Genomic DNA, 24,404 nt, shown 5'->3' on the forward strand with positions numbered 1-24,404 from the left:
ATTCGACTTCTAGCCAAGTACGACGTAGCTGCTACGTTTTGTCGATTTAAACCCAACACTTTCAATACAAGTATTTGAGAAACCTTTATGGCCTTGTACCCCTATACGCTACAACCTGTCGCCTTAAACCTAACTGAGGCAGAATTTCACCAAGCACAATACGAGCTATTTGCCAGTGCCAGCCCTTCTTTCGGTCTAAAAAGTATCAAAATGAAAGAATGGATCATTATGGCGGTAACCGTGGTACTAGCGATCGCAGGGTTGGTTTTTGTGACAGGCTACTCAACCATTATCTTTTGGCTGATGCTGGTGTCAGTAATGATTTATTTACTGGTTCGTACCCTTGGCTTTAAATGGTATGTGAAAAGAGAGTTTGACAAGCAAGTGGCCGATCAAGAAATGCCAGACGAGATGCGTCAGATGAAATTGGGCGTACAAAAGCATGGCCTCGTCATGGCGATGCCAGTGAACCAGCCTGACACATTTAATAACAACCAAATGCGCGGCATGCAAATGCGAGCAGGCACGACCCAGCAAGCCGTCATTCCATGGTCAGCTGTCAAAAGCTGGGATGAAACGGACGACTATATCTTTATGATGTTTGAGATGAAAGGTCAACAAGGCAGCCAAATTGTGCCAAAGCGCTTAGAAGCACAGAAGTTTCCGATCGATACGGTACGTCAGCATTTGCAAGAAGTTATCCCCATTAAAGGCTTAAACCCTGAAAACTTACAGCCGCCAGCATAAAATAGTAGAAGACTTCTTTATTGCTTACTATATGAGCGATAAAGAAGTGATCAATAAAGAAATGATTAATAAAAAATAATTTTTACAAAATCAATCGTAATTATAAATTTATTGAAATTAACTTATCGATGGTGCTCTGCTATTATAATAGCTATCAGAAGAAAGGTGACAATTGCTCTAAATTATATGAATGTATAGTTATGATTTTAGCTTAAGCTGACTCCATTCTATATGGCAGTTTTATCATACTATTTTCTAAGATTGTTACTTTTCAAGGCTGAAAAGCGTTAATATATTAACAAGCATAGTAATGCAGCACACGAGTTGCTACACTTCTCATCTTCTTCATTTAATGTTTTATCTCAACACTCAAACTATAAGGATAATATTATGAGTAACGCTACTAATCAAATCGGTCTAGAAAAAGCTGACATGAGCGAAGTCATTGCACAACTAAACAATTTATTGTCAACTTACCACGTCTTTTATTTAAACGTCCGTGGCTATCACTGGAATGTAAAAGGTGAGCATTTTTTCACCTTGCATCCAAAATTTGAAGAATTGTATACTGCGCTACAGTTACAAATTGATGAAATCGCTGAACGTATCTTAACTTTGGGCGGCACACCGCTGCATGCTTATAGCGATTTTACTCAGCATACTAGCATTCAAGAAGATAAAAACGTCAAAGATGGCAATGCTTGTGTGAAAGGTGTGGTAACTGGTTTACAAGCTTTAATTACAGAGCAGCGTAAAGTATCTACTCTAGCAGCAGACAGTGAAGATCAAGGAACAGCTGACCTCGTAGATGCCTATGTACAAGAGCAAGAAAAGCTCATCTGGATGTATAACGCCTTTTTGGGTTAATCATTACTAATGAAACAGTACATCACTAGGGCGTGTCCTCATTTTAAAAATGGTGATAAAAATGAGATAAATTGCCGTTAAACAAGGAAGATAGCGCTGTTAATATCGAGATATTGATAAGCTATTTGACGATGTTTAACAAAATTTAGCCATTTTTAGCCCATTTAGAGAGTAATTGATTGAATTGAGGACACTCCCTAAAATCTAGATCATAAAAAAGCACCTACTTTAGGTGCTTTTTTTGTGCTTGCTGTTGCTAATGAAACCTTATTTTTGCATCCATTGACGCATTTTTTCGCGCTCAGCAGGCGTGGCTTGTAACCAAATTTGCATAAATTGATCTAAGGTATTAGCAGATGAATTAACGCTAGTGGTTTGCTTAGTAGTCGCTACCGTACCCGTATTCACATTTGGTTGATCTAATGCGGCAATCGCACGCTGATTCTGTAGCTCTGCATCACCTGCTCCGCCAAACACACCGCCGAACGCCTTGCCTAAGCCTGACAACAAGCCACCTTGGTTACCAGCGATACCTTGCTGACTTGCAACCACAGTATTGTTTTTCTCTACTGCCAGTATTGGACGCTTGGCATATTCTTTAGCTGCTGCATACTCTTCTGGCTGATTCGGCATGGTCAGACGATAGGTTTGATTGTCAGCCAATTCTGCCGTCACGCTCACATTACCCGAACGTAAATAATCATGCTCATCACGGCGCAAATCATATAAGCGATCATACTTCGCAGTAATCGCATGTTGACCCGGCTGAAGCGTAAACTTTTTAGTCAATGGTTGAAAAGCGCTCTGCTGCACTTCTTGCCCATTAATAGCCGTGACTTTGATATGGTCATCAACCAGTAGCGTTACTTCAGCATGCGACAGCATAGAGACAGAGCCTGCACCAATAAGCAACGTGCTGATGGTCAGTTTTTTTAGCAAAGAAGCATTGGATTTCATAAGTGATTCCATTAATAGTGAAAACGTTTTGGCAATAGTAAAAGCGCTTTGGATAAAAGACTTTAGTTTTGAATGCTAAAAATCCAGTGGCATCGTATGTTGATCTTGTTCCGCTGAATCGTTATCTACTTGTGTCTCTTGCGCAATATCAGCAAGCTCTGCTGCTAGTGTCTGCTCATCAATGGTACGCAATGCGTCAGTGATGACTGCTTTGGATATATTGCTACGCCCAAGGTTCGAAAACATCGGCTGAATATAATTGAGTACTTCCATCATCGCACCGATGCGATGTGGTCCCTCAGTAAGCAAATAATCAATAATTCGATCATCAAACTGCCAACCACGTCGACGCAAGATAGATTGTAATAACGCCTGACGGTCAGCTAAGTCATGACCATTAGGTACTTTAAACGTAGGTGCTTGTGCCAAACGAGTCAGCAAATCCCTCAATTGAAAGGGCAAATCACCAGCAGGCTTATTGGCTGCAAACAACAATTGACGCTGGCCTTCACGACTGCGATTAATCAAATGAAATAAGGCTTCTTGCCATTGACTGCTTTGCTCCAGCACCTCTAAATCATCGATCGCGATTAGATCGAAGTTTTCTAGAGAGGAGAGGACGTGCACATCGGTATGAATCAACTCATTGAGTGACAAACAAATCGCTGACTTGTCCATCTCAATAAATGACTCACAGATAGCAGACAATAAGTGCGACTTGCCCGTAGCAGGACTGCCAAATAGGTACAGCTGACCAATCAGGCCGACATGTAGTTGCCGCACTGCATCAATAATCGACATCCAACCAGGACCGGCGAAGTCACTTAGACTTGCATCATGCTTAATGTCCAGATTGAGACTTAGCTGTGCTTCTGCCATGAATCATCAACTCGTTTTGCGTAATGCAATAAATAAAAAGATAAATTATTAATAACTGTCTTTGAGATGCTCTTATACTACCTGATATAAACTTACTGCGTTAGCATCTCGTTGTTTTAATCGAGAGTATATCTGAGAATTACTTACTTAATAAAAGCCATCTTGTTAACGACCAACTGGATAACGGCTGATACTGTCAATACTGCGCCTATATATAACATATTTGCAAAATGACTGACAAGTCTTTTACCTATTAAGCCTTATCCATCACTGTTTATCCCTCACACCATTTACTATTAATTCCCCATGGCTCTATCAATTTAACGATAAAGTTATTATCTCTTCTCAAACAAAGCCAATTGCTTACGACCTTTATAAAAATCTGTCGAACGATAGTAGATGTATAAATGGCGAAACAGTACATTAAGCACGGCAGACACTGGCAGTGCGATGAGCATACCAACAAAACCCAATAAGCTTGCGCCTGCCAATACGGCAAAAATCACCCAAAGCGGCGATAGACCTATCTTATCACCCAATAGTAACGGCTGTAGAATATAACCTTCGGCGGCTTGCCCAACTAAAAACGCTCCGACGATCAGCGACAAATACGTCCAATTTAGCCCAAACTGGAACAGGCAGGCGATAATGGCAGCGATAAAACCAATGCCAAAACCCAAATAAGGAACAAAGCTAGCAATACCGGCAACCATACCAATAATAAGCCCAAGCTCAAGCCCAATAAGCTGTAATTGCACCGCATAAATAGCACCCAATAATACCATCACCAATAGCTGACCTTTGATAAATGCCATCAATGCAAGGTCACACTCTCGAGCAATCTGAATGACTTTTTTACTATACGCAGCGGGAATCGCCAGCTTCCATGTTTGCAGACGCTGATCCCAATTAAATAAGAAATAAAAGGTAAGAATCGGTACTAGCACAATGAGTCCTGCATTATTGATGAAGTTCATGCTCGACACCAATATTTGGTTCATCATGGTACTGGCATCTTCAAACTTATAATTGGTCTGCATGTATTCAACCAATGTCTCAGAAAACCCTTTAGACTCCAACTCTGGCAGATTGATACGACTGTTGTTAACGAACCATTCACGTACGACTTCATTATACCAAGTTAAGACCTTAGGCAGGTACTCCCACGCCGCTTGCAACTGATGCCACAAGGTCGGTATCAACCACCATAGCAGTAGCACCATTCCTAAAGTGATGGTGGAGTAGACAATGATAATCGCCACCCAGCGTTTGATATACTTCGATAAGCGTTTGACCAGCGGATTGAACAAGTAAGCCAGTACGAAAGCAAAGACAAACGGTATAATGACTGGCATCATCAAATACAGTAACAATATACCCACCACCATCGCAACGACAATAAATAAGCGCCGAAAAAAAGGATCTATTGGTTGGTTCATCATGACAAGGAATCCTATGATAGGCTGATTTAAGATGGGAGTATAATTGAAAGAAATGATACGTCTTATCGTACAACAACGGCGTAATAGCGAACTGTTATCGACAATAAATTTAGCGTTCCATTATCGCAGAGTACAGCAAAAAATCCGTCATTTTTTGTTTCTTCACTTTTTATTTACCACTTAAAGTCAGTCTTCGTGAAATATCCGCCAAATATCCGCAAGTTGCTTTGCGAGTAAGGGTCATTTTTGGGTATAATGCGCGCACTATATTCAGAATTAACACGACCAACTCGATTTTCTACTGACAGACCTTCATTCCCTATAAAATTTGTGAGATGACCATGAGTAACAAGCCTTCTTTAAGCTACAAAGATGCTGGTGTTGATATTGATGCTGGCGATGCGTTGGTACAACGTATTAAATCAGTGGCAAAAGCCACCTCGCGCCCTGAGGTTGTAGGCGGACTTGGCGGCTTTGGAGCACTTTGTCGTATACCAACTGGTTACACTTCTCCTCTACTCGTGTCAGGCACTGACGGCGTCGGTACTAAGCTCAAGCTGGCATTACAGCTAAACCGTCACGACACGATCGGTATCGACTTGGTCGCCATGTGCGTCAACGATTTATTGGTGTGCGGTGCAGAGCCATTATTTTTCTTAGACTATTATGCAACTGGCAAGCTTGATATTGATGTAGCAGCGACTGTGGTCACTGGTATTGGTGAAGGCTGTAAGCTATCAAACTGTGCTCTGATCGGCGGTGAAACGGCTGAGATGCCAGGCATGTATCAAGACGACGATTATGACTTGGCAGGCTTTTGTGTCGGTGTGGTTGAAGAAGCGGAAGTCATCACTGGCGAAAACGTCGCGGAAGGCGATGTATTGATCGCTCTTGCCTCAAGTGGTGCACACTCAAACGGTTATTCATTGGTACGTAAAGTCATCGAAGTCAGCGGCATTGATGTGACTAGCAGTGATGAGCAATTAGACGGTCAGCCTATCCAAGATGCGTTAATGGCCCCTACTCGCATCTATGTTAAAGCGATTAAAGCGCTACAAGATACTCTTGGTAGCTCAGCGCTGCATGCAATGTCACATATCACTGGTGGCGGCTTAACCGATAATTTACCACGTGTATTACCAGAAAATTTAGCTGCTAGTATTGATACCAATAGCTGGCAGTTCTCAGAGCTATTCACTTGGTTACAAACCCAAGGAAATATCGAGCAAAGCGAGATGTACCGCACCTTTAACTGCGGCGTTGGTTTTGTCATTGTCGTGCCTAAAGATAAAGCAGATGCGGCTATTCAAACTTTGAACGATGCTGGTGAAAAAGCATGGAAATTAGGCGAAATGGTGAAGCGTGAAGCGGACGCAGTGGTGTACCGTTAATGTTAGACAGTCAAAAAAAAATTGATAACAACCCTTTACGGATTGCTGTACTGGTATCTGGTAGTGGTAGCAACTTGCAAGTACTGATAGATGCGATGCAAGCTGGCGCACTGCCAATTGAGATTGTTGGCGTCATTAGTAACCGTGAGGATGCTTATGCCGTCACCCGTGCAAAAGACGCTGACATTCCTGTGGCAGTATTGTCACATGTTGCTAGCGGCAAACGCATGGGAATCAAGACTTTTGAGACTCATGCCAGCAGCCAACTAGCATCATGGCAACCAGATCTCATTGTGTTAGCTGGTTTTATGCGTGTCTTGAGTGCAGATTTTATCGATAATGCACCAGCGCCGATGATTAATTTGCATCCCTCTTTGCTACCTGTCTATAAAGGCCTTGATACCCACCAGCGTGCGATACAAGCAGGTGAGCGACATCATGGCTGTAGTATTCATGTGGTCACTGCCGAGCTTGACGCGGGTACTGTTTTGACCCAAGCGCTGTTAGAGATACATCAAAGAGACACTGCCGATAGCTTGCAAGCACGTGTGCAAAAGCTTGAGCATCAATTGCTCCCTTGGACGATTTTATTATTGGCCAAAGGCGCACTTTCGCTGGACCATGCTCAAGCATCCAATCAACAAAGTATGTCTTTACCAACGCTACCGTTAAAACTATATTTGAACGACTGAGTAAATAGCGACAGTCACAAATTATCAGGCACCAACTATCAAACTTAAACTCTTCGCATAAAAAAGCCCAGTCACTTAATGAATGACTGGGCTTTCTAATAGCTACCTTTAAAATCTTCTAAAGCATATTAATCCCGAAGACGTCAGCTATTATTGACTTTTATGAACGTGTAACCCTTTAATATTTACAAATTCTTTGATACCAAAGCCGCCATGCTCGCGACCATGACCTGAGTTCTTCACTCCACCAAATGGCAACCCTGGATTTGCAAGACCGTAACCATTGATATAGACCATACCCGTATCAAACTCTTCGCGCGCTAGGCGAATGGCTTTGTCTTCGTCTTTAGAGAAGATAGCACCGCCCAAACCGTAGCGACTGTCATTGGCAATGCGTAATGCATCATCTTGGTCTTTAGCTCGTATTAATGAGGCGACAGGACCAAATAATTCGTCATCATAGGCAGGTTGTCCTTTTTCGACATTCTCCAAGATAGTTGCTGGATAAAAACTGCCTTTACCTTCTGGCAATTGACCACCAACAGCAATCGTTGCGCCTTTTGCTACACTGTCTTCTACTTGCTCATGCAATTTTTCTTGTAAATCTTTGCGGGCTAATGGACCAAGATCAGAGGCATCATCCATCGGATCGCCAGATTTAGCGTCTGCAAATTTTTTGACAATGCGTTCACGGAAATCATCGTATAAGCTATCAACAACGATAAAGCGCTTAGCGGCGACACAAGTTTCACCATTATTAATGAGACGCGCTTGGGTACAAGTTTCTACCGCTAACTCTACATCAGCATCTTCTAAGACAATAAAGGCATCGTTTGAGCCTAATTCTAGCACCACCTTTTTAATGGCTTTTGCTGCTTGCTGACCCACAATGCTACCAGCACCGTCGCTACCTGTCAGTGTGACACCGCGCACTTTGTCATGACCGATTAATGCTTCTGATTGGTCGTGATCGATTAAAATCGTACGGAACAAATCGTTTGGTAACTCTGACTCATGGAAGATTTTTTCGATTAACAAGCCTGAACCAGTCACGTTTGACGCGTGCTTGAGTAAAATACTATTACCTGCCATCAGATTTGCGATGGTATAACGGAATACTTGGTAAGCAGGAAAGTTCCATGGCTGCATGCCATAAATGACACCGATAGGCTGATAGGTCACAATACCTTTCTTCAAGCCTTCAATATCACGTTCATCGTCAGCAAGTGCAGCCACCCCTTTTTCTGCGGTATAGTCGCAAATTGCTTTACACAAATCTATTTCTTGCAAACTCTGACTATAGAGCTTACCACGCTCCTCAGTCATAAGTTTAGACAACTCTTCTTTGTACTTGAGCAATGTCTCACCGATAGAATTGATGACTTTTGCACGCGCTTCGTGGCTGGTTTTACGCCACTCAGTAAATGCTTGGTGCGAGGATTCAACAATCTTGTTCACCTCATCATTACTCATGTAATCGTATTCTTTGATCGCTTCACCTGTTGCTGGGTTTATAGTAGTAATATCTGCCATGATTATTATCCTTATTTATTAAACTATTTTATTGGTTTAAAAATTGATCGCTTCAATATCTGAAATCTTAGAAACACATAAACCTTAGGAATACATAAACCAAGAAGGGTCATTTTTATAAACGTATCTGGTTAAATTGGACAACTTCATCAACGATTTTATGAAATCCGATACTGTCGTATAACTTAACAATACGCTATGTATTTGTCTTTTTTCTTAAGTGGGATTTATCATAGCAAAATGTACAACGAGTAGTTTTACAAGTTATGAAGAAGTGTTCGTAAGATGTTAAGAATGTGACTGACTGATTTATTAGGTCAAAATCTTGGACGATATTTTTCAGTAGAATTACGCCAATAAAAAACCAGCGCTTGGGCTGGTTTAATAAATAAGCAATCGATAACCAAAAACAAATGGCTTAAAACAAATGATTCATCACAGGAATTTCTTGGGGTGGATTCTCTTCTTCGTCAACAATTTGACGAGCCACATGCATGATAAGCTGACGCAACCAACGATGGGCGGGATGATGCTGCAACAAAGGCGACCACGCCATCGTTAGCTCAAATTCAGGGATAAAAAATGGTGGCTCGACCATCATGATACTGTCGTTATTAGCCTGCATTTTTGCTACACGCGTAGGCAAAGTTGCAACCAAATCTTTATTGGCTGCAAGCATGGCTGGCATTTGATAGTGGCGGGTAAAAACACTGATTTGACGTTTTTGACCTAAACGTTGCAGTGCTTGATCAATTGAACCTAGGCCACCAGATTTTTCTGGATTGACACCAAATCCCACACCCATACCAGTTTTAGAGACCCAAACGTGCTGCGCCTTAAGATAATTTTTGAGATTAAAGCGATGAGCATAAGGACTGTCAGAGGACAATAGGCAGCTAAAGGTATCACGCCAGACCAAAACTTGGTGGAAACTTTGCGGAATTTCATTAAAGCGGTTGATCGCCAAATCCACTCGCCCCTGCTCCATATCACGATATGAGACGTCCGATGGCGTTAAGAAATCTAAGATGACATTTGGTGCCTCTGAGCGCAATGCTTTGACCAATTTTGGTACCAATGTCGCTTCAGCATAGTCTGAGGTCATGATACGAAAAACGCGCGAGGTACTATAAGGACGAAACTCTGTGCGTGGCTCTAATACTTGTGTCAAATCCGCCAGTATTTCACGAATGCGTGGTTGCAGCTCAAGCGCACGCTCAGTTGGCGTCATGCCTTCGGATGAGCGTACCAGCAACGGATCATTAAATAGCTTACGCAGCCGGCGCAAAATATTACTCATGGCAGGTTGGGTAATGCCAAGCTGCTCAGCTGCACGAGTAACGTTTTTTTCTCGTAGCAACACATCTAGATGTACCAATAAATTTAAATCTACCCGCTGCAAATTCATATATGTCTCTTTACCTTAAAATAAATACCACTACAAACGCGGCGTTTTTTGCCCTGTTATTTAGTATAAATCATCTATAACAGCATGAAACAAGGACAATTTTATATTAATTATTTTGATATACGCTTATTATAACTGAAATCATTCATCATAAGTCATTGTTTTATATATACTATCATAAAATTAAATACCCAAGATAATAATCATAAACTAGATAAATCAAGGCAACCTAGCTATAGTGGCTAGCAAGCTCTTAATCAGTCCTTGTCTTTAATGTTAGGCAGTCGCCGTGCGTTTTGATGGATTGACTACCATAGGTATTTTATCGCATTTTCATGCGGAAATACGGACATAACCTTTATTACGCAAACTTAATTTTTTGCTCTCATTTGTTTTTAAGCTTGAATGAGTAGTTGGCACTTTTTAGGGAAATAAGCACTTTAACAGTCAAAAAAGACTTATAAAAAAGCGCATTCAACCTAAAACGAAAGACCCAATAATAAAAGCTGACCAATTCGACAGGTTTTATTTGCTTTTATCATAATTTTCTTATAGTTTAGTAGAGATTGCTAACGCACAAGGTTTATATTTTAGATTTTCACTTCTGCCAGCATCTTTCTACATATATTAAAATTACCTCAATACTTGTAATTTTCTAAGTTACTAATTTTCACCACCCCAAGGAGACATAGATGTCAACTGCATATAAATCAGCGATCGACTTAGTACGTGAATTAAAGCAAAAGCACGGTAACTGGCAGAATATCAGCGAAACCGATGCGGCACGTATGATGTCACAAAACCGTTTTAAAACGGGCTTAGATATCGCCAAATATACTGCAAAAATCATGCGTCAAGACATGGAAGACTATGACAATGATACGTCTCAGTACACGCAGTCTTTAGGTGCATGGCATGGTTTTGTGGCTCAACAAACTATGTACGCTAAGAAAAAATATTTTGGTACGACGTCTAAAACTTACATCTACCTATCAGGTTGGATGGTTGCAGCCCTTCGCTCTGAGTTTGGTCCTCTTCCTGACCAATCTATGCATGAAAAAACCTCTGTACCTAAGCTAATCGAAGAAATCTACACCTTCTTACGTCAAGCTGATGCTAAAGTATTGAACGACTACTTCCGTGAGCTAAACGCTGCAGAAGAAGCGGGTCAAGATACCTCAGCCATCCTAGAAAAAATCGAAAACTTTGATTCACATGTTGTGCCAATCATTGCTGACATCGATGCAGGTTTCGGTAACGAAGAAGCCACTTACTTGCTAACTAAGCAAATGATCGAAGCTGGTGCTTGTGCTATTCAGGTTGAAAACCAAGTATCTGACGCGAAGCAATGTGGTCACCAAGCGGGTAAAGTCACTGTACCGCATGAAGACTATATCGCAAAAATCAACGCTATTCGTTATGCATTCTTAGAGCTTGGTGTTGAAGACGGCGTTATCGTTGCTCGTACTGACTCTGAAGGCGCGTCACTCACGCAAAAAATTCCAGTATCAAATGAGCCAGGCGACCTTGCTTCTCAGTACATCGATTTTATCGAGATGGAAGAAGTCACGCTAGAAAACGCCAAAGAGAACGACAGCTTGCTTAAGCATAACGGCAAATTAGTACGTCCAGTTCGTCTTCAAAATGGTCTATATCAATTCCGTGAAGAAACGAACATCGACCGTGTCGTACTTGACTGTGTAACGGCTCTAGAAAATGGCGCTGATCTACTATGGATCGAAACACCGACTCCAGACGTCGCACACATCAAAATGATGGTTGATCGTATTAAAGAGCAACAGCCAAAAGCCAAGCTTGTATACAATAACAGCCCATCGTTCAACTGGACACTGAACTTCCGTAAGCAAATCATCGCTCAGTGGGAAGAAGAAGGCAAAGACCTATCTGCCTACAATAAAGATGACTTGATGAGTGCTGATTACGATGGTACTGAACTTGATACAGCAGCTGACGAAGCGGCTAGAAACTTCCAACGTGATGCATCACGTGAAGCAGGTGTATTCCATCACTTAATCACGCTACCTACTTATCACACCACTGCGCTTAGCGTGCATGAGCTTGCTAAAGGCTACTTCGGTGAAGATGGTATGCTTGCTTATGCAGCTGGCGTACAACGTAAAGAAATCCGTGAAGGCATCGCTTGTGTGAAGCACCAAGCAATGGCTGGTTCTGACCTTGGCGATGATCACAAAGAAATCTTCTCTGGTGAAAATGCCCTTAAAGCTGGCGGCGGCAAGAACACAATGAACCAGTTCTAATCACCGACCACTTATAAGTACATCTCGTAAGTACCAGTCATAAAGAAAGCCGTCCTATATTGTAGGGCGGCTTTTTTATGTCTGCTTATTTGCACTCTATTATTGTAAAATTTTGAGCATTGTGAGCTTGTTAATTCTTAATTTGAGTGCTTATTATCCTTACTATCAGCCTCTTTCATATTATTGCTATAATCCTCTTCCTGACTACTCTGTATACCGACTGAATCGTGACTTTTTGGATTTTCACCCATTAGCTCACGCTTCATATTTTTTATACGGGGATCATGTTTAAAAAATTTACGATAGATTGCTTTTATCATTCTGTAAATTAGATAAAAAATACCGCCAAGTACAAGCAACCACCACAGTTGTATCAATCCAAGCGCTACTGATCTAAGTATCTCCCAGCCATCTTTAAATGCTTGACTCACTTGACTACTAAAACTTGGCTGCTCAGCATCTAATAGCACATCTAGATTTTGTGTGGTTTCTTTATAACTGATATCTGGCTGCATAAAGGTCAGGTTAATGGTGCTATATTGAACTTTATCAGCGATAGCCAGTTGCTCAAGCTTGGCAAGCTCTTGCTGACGACGTGCCGCATAAGTCGCGGTAATAGCATCAACATTGCTGCCCTGGTCTTTATCATTTTTACTACTCAGGCGTTCTTGGCTAAGCTCGCTTGCCATATCACTATTTAACTGGCTCGCTAGCTGTTCACGATAAATATCTAATGTCACATCTTGAGCACTAAACTGCTGCCCATTTAAAAATGCGACTTGCTGTTGTAATTGCGCTAGGAACTTACTGACATTGGCGCGAGGGATACGAACCGTCATGTCAGCTTGACGAGTGTAGGTTGTAATCGTGATATTTTTATTGCCTTGTACAAAGGTTCGACTATCACGTGGATGATTGCTAATATTGCTCAGTGCCACATAACCAGCCTGTTGCCGTGTCAAACTCTCAATAGCATCACTAGTTTTGACGACATCTTCAACTTTAAAATCAGCACTGGCAGTTATCAATAGCGCTTTTCCCGCAATTTTAATGTCTGCTGCCTGACTACCAAGGGTCTGTTCACTAGTGCTCGATAGATTTGCAACCTCTAAGCCATTGGATGCGTTATCAGCTGCCACATCGGACATGATGCCAACCATCTCACTATCAGCAACCTCCTCCGTTGCAGACTGAACCGACTCCATACCAGCACTACTCTCTGCATATTCAGAAGAGCTATCGCAGCCGCCTATCAATAACACAGACCCAAGCATTATTGGTAGACATAAAACTGATGGAAACAAGGCTTTAGGCAGTAATATTGAATGAGATTGATGAGTGTCATACTTCTGTTGATTGCATTGCGTCATTATTTTATAATCCGGCATTTTATGAGATATGGTAAACATATTGGATAAAAATATTTTAGCTTCTATTGTAAAGCCAACCACCTTTATCCTACTTTTGTTTAATAATTAACATTAATTATAATGATTACTTACTAAAAGTATATCTCTAATATTGACTCAGATTATTTATAGAAAAAATTTTGCTTGTTATTCGCCGATAGCTTTCATACGATGGTAGTCATTCAAATTTATTAAAATAATCGGGAGCCATCATGCAAGAGATAGAGCTAAAGTTTTTGGTACCAGAGTCGCGACTAAAAGGTTTGATGCGCCAAGCACGAGTCAAGTCTTCTGAGGTGACGCAACTGGCTGCCCATTATTATGATACCCCAGACCAACAGCTTGCAGAGGCAGGCATTGGCTTGCGTATCCGTAAAGAAGGCGATGCTTGGGTACAGACCATCAAAGCGGGCGGCGATGGCATTGCAGCACGCCTAGAGCATAATGCGGTACTGGATAATGAACAAGTACAAGCGATGCTCGATAATAATACGCTCATGCCTGATTTAACTATTTATAAAAACACCTCTGTTTCCCCTGCCCTGGCTGAATTTAAGCTAAAAAAACTGGCTAAAAATCTCACACGGTTATATGTGACCGATGTAGAGCGCACCACACGATTGCTAGTGGGTGATAGTGGTGCAAATAACCATGTCGAGATGGCGTACGATTATGGAGAAATTATTCACGGTAATGATGATACTCAGCGTGATGCTATTCAAGAGATTGAGTTTGAGCTAATATCAGGAGATATCGATTTTTTATTTGCAACCGCCAAAACTTGGTGTAAGCGCTACAAGCTTTGTTTGTCTACGGTAACCAAGGCTGAGCGCGGTGGTTTACTCATCACAGAACAGCAGCATAGTCCAGCTGTCCACGCTGACCTTGATCAGCTAAATATCGATAAGAAAATCAGTATGCCTGCCTTTGTGCGCGCAGCGGTACATAACTGTCTGTTGCAAATACTGCCCAATAGCAGCGCCATCGTCGCTGGCAGCGAAGAGGACGACCATGCATTACAACTATACATTGGTATTGTCCGCTTGCAAGCTGCCCTACAAGCATTTGCCAGCTATTCTGATGAAATCAATCCAGACTGGCTGCCAATACTAAAACAAACAGCCACATTATTGGATGAATATCGAGAGCTTGCCCATCTTGCCTCACATATAGAGCCTAACTTACAACAGCATGGTGCACCTACTGTCAATTGGGCAACAGATATGGATGCGCTGAAGATTACTCCGAAAGATGCCGTCAGTGCCAACGATTTTCAGCTGACCTTACTTGAGCTGATCGCCTTTACCATGAGCGACCCAAGCCTTGAACCGCAAGCTGATCAACTCGCCATCGATAAACTGGCAAAAACCTTATCCAAACAGCAGGCAAAGCTTGGCAAGGCAGTACAAGAGCTACAGAGTAAAAAAGACGTTGGCTCAAATAACATTAATATAGAAAGCAATGATTTAAAAGGTGACGACTTACAAAGTGTTGACTTAGACGATAGTGACTTAGAAAACGTAGAGTCAAAAAGTGACGATATAAAAAATATTGATCTAGACGATAATAATGCAGAGCACGAGCTGTATGAGCAGTTAACCACCTTACTTTATATCAGTGAGTTTGCTACGCCATTATTAGATAAGAAAAAGTCAAAAAAGAAAAAAGCCAAGAAGGAAAGTAAACGCTGGCTAAAATACTTAGCAAAAGCGCAAAAGACTTTGAATAAATATCATAATCATAAAATGTACCAACAGCGCTATCAATTAAAATCGAAGACAGATAGCAGTGCGTTGTATGGCGCTGGGTGGTTTGCAGCCATGCTAGTGAGAGACCTTAAGCGCACAGAAAAACGCTTGGCGAAAGTGACAGACAGCTCTGTATTGCGGTAAAAATGCTCTTATAGTCATTCGACTATAAAAGCATTACAGCGTTAGCCTCGCTTGAAGTATTTAATATACATCTACACTCGGTTGCCTTGTACTACTTTTAAATTAAATCGACTATAGCAGCATGAACCAAGTTTAAAATAAACTAAGCTTAGAATAAAAAAGACAGCTCACTTTATATGGGCTGTCTTTTTTTAAGCGTTTTCTTTGAGGTGCTTTTTTTGATTGAATGCTTAAACTCAACCATTTGAAAAACGTAATACTTCAACTGAGTTAAGCATATTTCAAAAATCACTATCCGTTTTCTACATCTAGCGCGTTTATAAGCTTAAGTATTTTATAAGCTTAAGTATTTTATAAACCTAGCACTTTCATACGCTCACTAACTGGCTGATACGTTTTCTCGCCAGCAGGCGCAACAATGTTGCCAAATGGCATTTGTGCCACCAATTCCCAACTATCTGGGATAGCATAAGCCTTAGCGGCGTCTTCATCCACAAGCGGATTGTAGTGCTGTAGGTTGGCACCAACATTTAAAGTGCGTAGCTCTGTCCACATCGCATACTGATGCATGGCTGAGGTTTGCTGAGCCCAAACTGGAAATCTATCTGCATATAACGCAAACTGCTCTTGCAGTGACTCAGTCACGTTTTTATCTTCATAAAACAGCACTGTACCCGCTGCCGCACGGAAGCCATCTAGCTTTTGCTTAGTGCCAGAAAAGTCGCCATCGCCGACGGCTGCACGCAGTTTTTCTTCAGCGATATCCCACAATTCCTGGTGCTCGGCACCAAACAGTACGACCAGACGCGAAGATTGTGAATTAAAAGCAGAAGGGGTATGTAATAAAACACGCTCTGCCATATTGACAATTGCTTGTGGCTCTACTGGCAGCTCATTGCCCAAAGCATATATTGACCGGCGTTCATCAAAAGCTTGTTGTAAAGTAACTAGGCTTTCTTTAGACATCGATATTATCCTTATAATTATCATAAAATATAGGTCAAACGAGCCATGTTTAGTATGGCAAGTCGATCATTCATAAGCAAGCTATTATATCAATATACTAAATAATATCTAGACTCTATAAAGTTTATTTTACTAATCACTCTATAACATTATTCTGTTTTACTTAGGGCATGTCCTGAGCCTGAACGAAAGTACCTAAATGGGCTAAAAATGGTTAATGAGCAACAATCGTCACCGATATGCCCTCTGCAATTTGGTCGAACAATTGCATAATATCCTCGTTACGCATACGTATACAGCCATGCGAGAGTGGCACACCCATCGGTTCACTGTCTGGCGTACCATGAATATAAATATAACGCTGATAAGTATCACAGCCACCTTGACTATTACTGCCTTTATTAAAGCCCTCTTCCACACCACTTAGCCAAAGAATACGGCTTAATATCCAATCGCGTTCAGGATGTCGTTCACCAAGCTCAGCACTATATCTCTCGCCCGTAGGGACGCGTCCAATGAACACGGCATTTATGGGTTCATTTGCGCCAATCTTTTTAGCGATAAAGTGTTTGCCAAGAGGTGTGCAGCCGCTATCTTGTTGACTGCCAATGCCATTTTTAGCAGTAGACACCGTATATTGAGCCAATTCTCTATTATGCTGGTAGAGCGTTAATGTTTGCTTAGCAATATTAACCACCAACTGCACATCAGAACTTTCGTTATTTTTCTCGTTATAGCTTTCGTTATTTTTCATAGAATGTTTCCAACGGTCATTTACCCAATAGATATCATTATTGACCGCGTGATAAGTAAGTTGATTGATTTTTTCTATTATTAAGGGATTGTATCAAGGCTTTTGGCACCGTAATATAGGGGCACACTTTTTGATGCTAGCAGATTATGACGACTATTTCACCGACACGTGTGTCGATGTATGATTTTCTCTATCAAGATACCAAGCCAATGGTATCTTTATTGGCAGATGCCGCCAAGCTTTCATTACCACAAGCTCGATTGGCAATGGATGCCAGTTTGCAGGCCATTATCAGTGCCTTGCTTGCTTACCAGCAGCACAATGACGGACAAGCGGTGAGCAAAAAGCTATTTAGTCGAGGCGCTGTTAAAGAGCTACGCCAATATAATTCGATGAATTTTTCGACCATGAATGCGACGTTATATCATCGCCATGAAGCGGCGGATGCGATATTTTATGATAATGCTCGCGTGATTAAAGCGAGTGACTATATTGCTCAGCAGATTGACGCAACAACGCAGCAAGTACAGATACTCCTCACGTCCTTATGTGTGATTGTCTTACGTGAACTGGCTATTTTAGCCGACTATAGCCAACTTGATAACGACGAGATGGATAAGTGGTTCGCTTTACAGCCACAGTTTTTATCAGCTGCTCGCTTTGCCATCAATGAGCCAGCGTCTGTCTCTGTTAAATTGAATGAGGTAAATGAAGATAACAGTCTAGTCGCAGCATCAGAGGTCAATTTAGACTCGACAGTAAAAACAAAAGCAGCAGCCGAATCCGAAAACCATCCTAATACAGAACGTGCCTTATTAAGTACAGAGCAACTCGCTGACACCCCACCAGCTTTCAATCCTTACTGGCATGAATTAACGACATTCAAGCCTGAAAATCAACAGCCTGTGCAAGACATGCAACTGGCAACTGGCAATTATTTAAAAGCCATTGGACGCTCACCTGATAACTTGCAGCAAGGTCGCCATAACGACATGCTAGTTTTTACAGAAATACAAGCCATTGCCCTGCCACACCAACGCTGGCTATTACAGCTCGCCAAAATCTCAGATATCTACCTCAGTCGTAATCGCCTACGTATTACCTCCGAACCTGCCAGCGCACCCAAACCGCCTTTGGTAAGCTTAGGTTTAATTGGTGGTAATAACGACAATACGCCGACCACCACCAGCGAAAAGCCCATTGAATACGAGGCATCCATACCCCTCTGGAAAAATCCGGTTATCCTGATTATTATTGCTGTCATCGGAGTGCTTGGCGGGCTTGCAGCGCTCAAGTATCAAAGCCAAAAATCTGACGGTGTGTTACTGGCGACAGAAGAAGTCATAGAACAAGATATTATCGAAGAACGTCAACAGCAGGATGTGGCTATCGTCATGGTTGACGATGATGAGCCTGATGACAAAAAAATAAAAGCGGCTCAATGATAAATAAAAGCTCTGAATACAGACCTTCTTAATTAGCAAAAAATTATCGTACAAACCTTCAAAAAATCCACAAAAAAAGGCGCTATTCATATAGCGCCTTTTTTTATTCATGTATCTTATTCATGCTTTATCTAGCACAATCTATTAAGACCGGCTTACTTCGATAAATCACGACCACGACTGGCTTCAATCGCCAAACGTAGACCATTTAGACGGATAAAACCTTCTGCGTCTTTTTGATCGTAAGCGCCCGCATCATCTTCAAAAGTCGCGATTTTTTCGTCAAACAACGAATCATCTGACTTACGACCAACAACGCTCACAGCACCTTTGTATAACTTCACACGTACTGTGCCATTGACATATTCTTGTGACTTATCAATCAATGCTTGTAGCATCATACGCTCAGGACTGAACCAATAGCCGTTATAAATCGTTTTAGCGTAGCGTGGCATCAGCTCATCTTTTAGATGTGAGGCTTCACGATCGAGCGTCAATGACTCAATACCGCGATGCGCTTTTAGCATAATGGTGCCCGCTGGCGTCTCATAGCATCCGCGTGATTTCATGCCAACATAACGGTTTTCTACGATATCCAAACGTCCGATACCATGCTGACCGCCAATCTCATTTAGCTTAATCATGACTTCGTACGGCTTAAGTACTTCACCATCGATGGCAACGATATCACCTTTTTCGTACTCTAATTCTAAGTATTGTGCTTCATCAGGTGCTTCTTCTGGGCTTACTGACCAGCGCCACATATCATCTTCTGCTTCGGCGTATGGGTCTTCTAAAATACCGCCTTCATAAGAGATGTGTAGTAAGTTGGCGTCCATTGAGTACGGAGATTTTTTCTTATTGCCCGCATAATCAATCGCAATGTTATGCTCTTTGGCATATTCCATCAAGCTCTCACGGCTAGACAAGTCCCACTCACGCCATGGTGCAATGGTAACCACGTCAGGCGATAAAGCAACGGCGCCAAGCTCAAAACGGACTTGGTCATTCCCTTTACCAGTAGCGCCATGACTAATAGCATCGGCGTTGTGTTCTTTAGCAATCTCAACCAAGCGCTTGGCGATTAACGGACGCGCGATAGAAGTCCCTAGCAGATACTCGCCTTCATAGATAGCGTTAGCGCGGAACATCGGGAATACATAATCACGGGCGAACTCTTCACGTAAGTCTTCGATATGGATATGTTTGATGCCCATGGCTTCGGCTTTGGCGCGGGCTGGCTCAACTTCTTCGCCTTGACCGATATCAGCAGTAAAGGTAATCACTTCTGCATCATAGGTTTCTTGCAGCCATTTAGCGATGATGGAGGTATCAAGACCACCTGAATAGGCCAAGACGATTTTATTAATATTTTTTGGATCAAGCTGAGCCATGAAGAACTCCTATTGTGAGCATTTAGTGTTAGGAAAAGCGCTAATATTCAATCAAAAGATAAATTACTTGCTCAGTGTACATCATATTTACTATAGGCAAAAGTGCAACTGCCCCATGGCATAAGCTTTTGATTTAAATTTTGGGTCGATAGATTTCAATTATTCACATGTAAGTGACAGTTAACTGCCGCAAATTAAAAAACAACCCATGTATTATGTACAGATATTTAGTCGCATATTTAGTCAAGTAGGCAAATCTGTTATGATAGCAGTACAGTATCCCTTCCTTTTATTTCCGTATATGACGATATAGAGCGCGACGACATTATGACTGATTCGATTAGAGAATTGACCATCCTTCAGCCAGACGATTGGCATATCCATTTACGTGATGGCAAAGCATTGAGCACTACTGTATCGCACGCAGCAAACAGCTTTAACCGTGTCATATGTATGCCAAACTTAGTGCCTCCTGTTAAGAACACTGACGATGCGCGTGCCTATCGCGACCGTATCATGGCGCACTTAGTAGCCAGTGAGCTGAGTGCTGAGCGCAAAACTGCATTTGATCCACGTATGACTTTATATCTCACTGACAAAACCACTGCCCAAGATATCGAGATGGCAGCACAATCAGGTATCGTCCAAGCGGTCAAGCTTTATCCTGCTGGCGCGACTACCAATTCGGCTGATGGCGTCACCAATATTAACGCCTGTGTCGATGTTTTTGAAGCATTAGAAAAGTACAACCTACCACTATTGATACATGGCGAAGTGACGCAAGATCATGTGGATATCTTTGACCGTGAGAAGCGCTTTTTAGACGAGGTGTTGGCGCAAATCATTGTCAAATTCCCTACATTAAAGATTGTCGTCGAGCATATTACTACCAGTGATGCCGCTGATTTTGTCTTAGCACAAGGCAATCACATTGCCGCCACTATCACCCCGCAGCATTTAATGTTTAACCGCAATCATCTATTGGTTGGCGGTATCAAACCGCATTTTTATTGCTTACCTATCTTAAAGCGTGAAAGCCATCAAAAAGTATTACTAGATGTAGCGACCAGTGGCAATCCAAAGTTCTTCTTAGGTACTGACTCTGCTCCACATGCGACGGATAAAAAAGAAGCCGCTTGTGGTTGTGCTGGTTGTTATAGCGCTGCGACTGCCTTGCCATTGTATGCAACTGCCTTTGATAGCGTTGGCAAAATAGACAAGCTAGAAGGTTTTGCCAGTCGTTTTGGTGCTCAGTTCTACGGGATGCCACTGAACGAGAGTACGATCACACTTGTCAATACGCCTATGCAAGTGCCTGTCGCCTATCCTTACTTTGATGGCTCATCATTGACCCCGCTTATGGCAGGCGAGACACTGCCTTGGTCTATCAAAGCATAAAACGCACTAAGCAAAACCATCTGTATTCTATTTTAACTTGAGAAGTTTAGCCCTATGATAAGAATGACATCTGCTAACCAGCAGTGTGATTTGTATCATAGGTTATTTACTTTTCACTTAATGTCTTAATTCAATATAACAGTACGACTGATAAAAGCGATTTAACCAGATATGACCACTCCAAACGATGCCGCCTTACCTGACGAAAACCCATCAAACCCTATAGATAATAGCATTAAGAGCCCAGCAAATACTCACACAGAAGATGCCGCAGCAGACGAGCTAGCACCAATGCGTCTAAAAGACCGATTTCGTAAGTTTCTGCCTGTCGTCGTTGATGTAGAAACTGCCGGCTTTAATGCGCAAACCGATGCTTTACTAGAGATTGCCTGCATTCCTGTACTACTGAATGAGCAAGGTGTGTTTTATCCTGGGGAAGCATTCAATGCTCATATCGAACCCTTTGAAGGCGCGAATCTTGAGCCAAGTGCCCTTGCCTTCACTGGCATTGATCCCAACAATCCAATGCGTAAAGCCATTGCTGAAGACGAGAAAACAGCACTACGCCGTATCTTTAAGGGGTTAAAAGAAGTACGCCGTACTGAGGACTGCCGCCAGTGCGTCTTAATTGGGCACAACGCCCATTTTGACTTAGCATTTTTGAATGCGGCAGTGCTGCGTACCAATAATAAAAGTCACAACCCGTTTCATAACTTTTCAGTTTTTGACACAGTGACTTTATCTGCGCTGGCATTTGGTCAGACAGTACTAGCACGGGCTTGCAAGGCAGCGGGGCTTGATTTCGATGGTAATGATGCACATTCTGCCCTATACGATACACAAAAGACTGCTGAGCTGTTTTGTCATATCCTAAACCATTATCCTATGCTGGCTAATGCGATGCATACTGAAGAAAATAAAGAGGATTCGACTGAGAGTAGTCACAAATAATCCATTTATCACATATCCTATATTGCCAACTACCCATAATAGTGCTATTTGTAATACTTGATGACTTTAACATCTTGGTTTTACAATCAATAGGGATATGATTGATATCACAATAAATCAGCAACTTGTCTAACCGTTGAATATCATATTGTGTAAAACAATTCAAAAACCAGACAACTTGCTGTAATTACTCACATTAGAACGTCTCGTTATATCCTATAGATGGTTTAAGTTGCCCACATTGTCTCGATAGCCAGTACGATTCATGCTATCGAGGCGTAATAGGAGGGACTCTCTTATGGATCCACAGCTTAAGTTATGGGGAACCATCCTCGGTTATATGCTGCTCGCATTGACTATTAGTGCTTGTACTTCTCTATGGATTCGCTATCATTTGAAGCGTAATGACTTACATCCTCGCCGTGCGATCAAAAAAAGATACTTAATTTTAAAAAGAAGAAGAAAAAGGCTTGACAGCAAGCGCAGACGCTATTAGAATACGCACCACTTCAGCATAAAGGTGAAAGCAGCTGAGGTGTTGTGTTACTAGTCCCCATCGTCTAGAGGCCTAGGACACCGCCCTTTCACGGCGGTAACGGGGGTTCGAATCCCCCTGGGGACGCCACTATTTGGCGTCACTTATTAGCAATTTTGCTGCAAAGCATCTGATAAGACTAATAAGCGTACCACCAAAAAGCCCAATCACATAATATTGTGATTGGGCTTTTTTTATGCTTGTTTTTTATATCATGAGGCTCTTGATACCTTAGCACTCAGTTCGTCATCGCCGATTTACTTAATAAATGAAGCATAATTAATTTTATAGATAAGATTCGGTACTAAGTTCGCTCAAGATATTAAGGTATATTTACTAAGTGTCGCTATCCATGGTTTCTATGCCTAACTTGATATTCTGTTTATTTATTGAACTCTTCATTATAAATTTAAGCAAAAAAATCCAGCATTGAATACTGGATTTTTAAATCAAACAATCTATTTTTACAAAAACTACCAAATCTTATCTGATAGCATTAGCCACAACAATGTCATCACAATCATGATACCGAGTACTGTTTGAATCAAGAAGAATGCTTGATGCTGACCAACAACCTTACTTAACGTCACCCCTAACGTGCTGTATTTGATAGGAGGCGTGTCAATATTGCCAGTTCTTGCTTGTTCCTCATAATACCCTTGTAAGATATCTAAAAATTCGCGCCATGCGTTAGAGCCCCAATCATAGGGTTTAAATGGCATGAGTTTTTTCAGCTCAGGCTCTTTGGTCATCCAACGTTCAAGTGTAATGGAGCGTAGAGACCAGTTCGAAAAACGGCGTTCGGTAATTTCTGAAAAATCTAAGATTTTTAATTCTTTATGTCGATCGTCTAATAATAAGCGATTCTTTAGATTGGTTAAATCTTGTTCTGACCCTTCTGCACATTGAAAAAAGTAGCCATTGCCATAGCAAAGAATACCCGTAACATTATCGGCTTGGTTACGCTCAATCGCGACCTCTGAGATGTCGTTAAGCGTGCTGGGGCTTGAAAGACCAGTCGAAGTAATTTGGCTTATATATATAAGCTGGCAGAGATCTGTCGTCACTGGATTTGTCGAATCGTTGATTGTTGACAATCAGCTTCTCCCTATTTTTAGGTAAATGTAGCTAAGACAACCATACTAAATTTAGAAAAAACATAGAAACAAGATCTTTGAAAATATCAAATAGGCTTGGTATATTATTGATTTTATAAATGTTTATATTAATTGTATTAAGTTGGTTACATCATAGGCTAGTTTAGTCATCAAAGCAATATATGTTTATCTTATATCATTAACCAACAAAACTAAACAATAATTCACAATTATTTCTACTGAGAACTTGCACTGTGGTTTTTGGGAAGCAATAGCATAAATAGGTAATATGAGAGGGGAAAGTGATGATAAAAACCGTCACCAATGAGCGATAAGACCACCGGCTCATTAATGAGATTGATACAAAC

The 24,404-nt window shown here is 41.6% G+C and carries 20 protein-coding genes and 1 tRNA gene; 11 read left to right on the plus strand and 10 right to left on the minus strand.

Going from position 1 to position 24,404, the window contains the following annotated elements:
- Nucleotides 1-87: 87 nt before the first annotated feature.
- Entirely contained in the window at nt 88-747 is a 660-nt protein-coding gene (locus JMY05_RS07665; RefSeq protein ID WP_201614718.1) for a YcxB family protein, read from the plus strand.
- Nucleotides 748-1,137: 390 nt separating this feature from the next.
- Complete coding sequence (locus JMY05_RS07670; protein ID WP_045444549.1) at nt 1,138-1,614, plus strand: Dps family protein; 477 nt, start codon at nt 1,138-1,140, stop codon at nt 1,612-1,614.
- 267 nt (nt 1,615-1,881) lie between these two features.
- On the opposite strand, the gene JMY05_RS07675 is transcribed toward JMY05_RS07670, so the two are convergent.
- The 3 genes from JMY05_RS07675 to JMY05_RS07685 all read right to left on the minus strand — a co-directional run bounded on the left by JMY05_RS07675 (nt 1,882) and on the right by JMY05_RS07685 (nt 4,892).
- Entirely contained in the window at nt 1,882-2,571 is a 690-nt protein-coding gene (locus tag JMY05_RS07675) for a DUF2057 family protein (RefSeq protein WP_045444546.1), read from the minus strand.
- 75 nt (nt 2,572-2,646) lie between these two features.
- Entirely contained in the window at nt 2,647-3,450 is an 804-nt protein-coding gene (hda, locus tag JMY05_RS07680; protein ID WP_060491634.1) for a DnaA regulatory inactivator Hda, read from the minus strand.
- Between the two features lie 335 nt (nt 3,451-3,785).
- A complete protein-coding gene (locus JMY05_RS07685; protein WP_045444540.1) occupies nt 3,786-4,892 on the minus strand; it encodes an AI-2E family transporter in 1,107 nt (368 codons plus the stop codon).
- Between the two features lie 341 nt (nt 4,893-5,233).
- On the opposite strand from JMY05_RS07685, the gene purM reads away from it, so the two are divergent.
- Complete coding sequence (gene purM / locus JMY05_RS07690; RefSeq protein WP_045444537.1) at nt 5,234-6,283, plus strand: phosphoribosylformylglycinamidine cyclo-ligase; 1,050 nt, start codon at nt 5,234-5,236, stop codon at nt 6,281-6,283.
- Nucleotides 6,283-6,975, plus strand: coding sequence for a phosphoribosylglycinamide formyltransferase (purN, locus tag JMY05_RS07695; RefSeq protein WP_045444534.1), 693 nt, complete (start codon nt 6,283-6,285; stop codon nt 6,973-6,975). Before purM ends, purN begins: the two co-directional genes overlap by 1 nt.
- 150 nt (nt 6,976-7,125) lie before the next feature.
- Here the strand turns inward: purN and JMY05_RS07700 are convergent, their stop codons facing one another.
- Complete coding sequence (locus JMY05_RS07700) at nt 7,126-8,508, minus strand: NAD-dependent succinate-semialdehyde dehydrogenase (protein WP_045444531.1); 1,383 nt, start codon at nt 8,506-8,508, stop codon at nt 7,126-7,128.
- Between the two features lie 418 nt (nt 8,509-8,926).
- The gene (locus tag JMY05_RS07705) at nt 8,927-9,916 is read right to left on the minus strand and encodes a LysR family transcriptional regulator (RefSeq protein ID WP_045444529.1); all 990 of its coding nucleotides are present in this window, start codon (nt 9,914-9,916) and stop codon (nt 8,927-8,929) included.
- Between the two features lie 692 nt (nt 9,917-10,608).
- Between JMY05_RS07705 and JMY05_RS07710 the strand changes: the two genes are divergently transcribed.
- Entirely contained in the window at nt 10,609-12,195 is a 1,587-nt protein-coding gene (locus tag JMY05_RS07710; RefSeq protein ID WP_045444527.1) for an isocitrate lyase, read from the plus strand.
- 137 nt (nt 12,196-12,332) lie between these two features.
- Here the strand turns inward: JMY05_RS07710 and JMY05_RS07715 are convergent, their stop codons facing one another.
- Nucleotides 12,333-13,469, minus strand: coding sequence for a DUF4349 domain-containing protein (locus JMY05_RS07715; protein WP_201614720.1), 1,137 nt, complete (start codon nt 13,467-13,469; stop codon nt 12,333-12,335).
- Nucleotides 13,470-13,816: 347 nt separating this feature from the next.
- Between JMY05_RS07715 and JMY05_RS07720 the strand changes: the two genes are divergently transcribed.
- Complete coding sequence (locus JMY05_RS07720) at nt 13,817-15,496, plus strand: CYTH and CHAD domain-containing protein (RefSeq protein ID WP_045444521.1); 1,680 nt, start codon at nt 13,817-13,819, stop codon at nt 15,494-15,496.
- Nucleotides 15,497-15,847: 351 nt separating this feature from the next.
- Here JMY05_RS07720 and JMY05_RS07725 read toward each other — a convergent pair whose 3' ends face one another.
- Entirely contained in the window at nt 15,848-16,462 is a 615-nt protein-coding gene (locus JMY05_RS07725; RefSeq protein WP_201614722.1) for a nitroreductase family protein, read from the minus strand.
- A 214-nt stretch (nt 16,463-16,676) separates the two neighbouring features.
- Nucleotides 16,677-17,216 carry a L,D-transpeptidase gene (locus tag JMY05_RS07730; protein ID WP_045444519.1) on the minus strand — a complete coding sequence of 180 codons (540 nt, stop codon included), beginning with the start codon at nt 17,214-17,216 and terminating at the stop codon, nt 16,677-16,679.
- A 146-nt stretch (nt 17,217-17,362) separates the two neighbouring features.
- Here JMY05_RS07730 and JMY05_RS07735 point away from each other — a divergent pair, with 146 nt between their 5' ends.
- Complete coding sequence (locus JMY05_RS07735) at nt 17,363-18,661, plus strand: hypothetical protein (protein WP_201614724.1); 1,299 nt, start codon at nt 17,363-17,365, stop codon at nt 18,659-18,661.
- Between the two features lie 155 nt (nt 18,662-18,816).
- Here JMY05_RS07735 and JMY05_RS07740 read toward each other — a convergent pair whose 3' ends face one another.
- Nucleotides 18,817-20,055, minus strand: a complete 1,239-nt coding sequence (locus JMY05_RS07740; protein WP_201614726.1) for an argininosuccinate synthase — start codon at nt 20,053-20,055, stop codon at nt 18,817-18,819.
- 327 nt (nt 20,056-20,382) lie between these two features.
- Here JMY05_RS07740 and pyrC point away from each other — a divergent pair, with 327 nt between their 5' ends.
- The 4 genes from pyrC (at nt 20,383) to JMY05_RS07760 (ending at nt 23,029) form a co-directional block, all read left to right on the plus strand.
- Nucleotides 20,383-21,453, plus strand: coding sequence for a dihydroorotase (gene pyrC / locus JMY05_RS07745; protein ID WP_201614728.1), 1,071 nt, complete (start codon nt 20,383-20,385; stop codon nt 21,451-21,453).
- 291 nt (nt 21,454-21,744) lie between these two features.
- On the plus strand, nt 21,745-22,404 hold the full coding sequence (gene rnt / locus JMY05_RS07750; protein ID WP_201600334.1) for a ribonuclease T: 660 nt from the start codon (nt 21,745-21,747) through the stop codon (nt 22,402-22,404).
- A gap of 298 nt (nt 22,405-22,702) precedes the next feature.
- A complete protein-coding gene (locus JMY05_RS07755) occupies nt 22,703-22,900 on the plus strand; it encodes a hypothetical protein (protein ID WP_140412980.1) in 198 nt (65 codons plus the stop codon).
- Between the two features lie 53 nt (nt 22,901-22,953).
- Nucleotides 22,954-23,029, plus strand: a tRNA-Glu gene (locus tag JMY05_RS07760).
- A gap of 383 nt (nt 23,030-23,412) precedes the next feature.
- On the opposite strand, the gene JMY05_RS07765 is transcribed toward JMY05_RS07760, so the two are convergent.
- Nucleotides 23,413-24,036 carry a BLUF domain-containing protein gene (locus tag JMY05_RS07765; protein ID WP_045444510.1) on the minus strand — a complete coding sequence of 208 codons (624 nt, stop codon included), beginning with the start codon at nt 24,034-24,036 and terminating at the stop codon, nt 23,413-23,415.
- Nucleotides 24,037-24,404: the final 368 nt, after the last annotated feature.

Source organism: Psychrobacter sp. JCM 18902 (genome assembly GCF_904846615.1).
In the GTDB taxonomy this organism is placed as follows: domain Bacteria; phylum Pseudomonadota; class Gammaproteobacteria; order Pseudomonadales; family Moraxellaceae; genus Psychrobacter.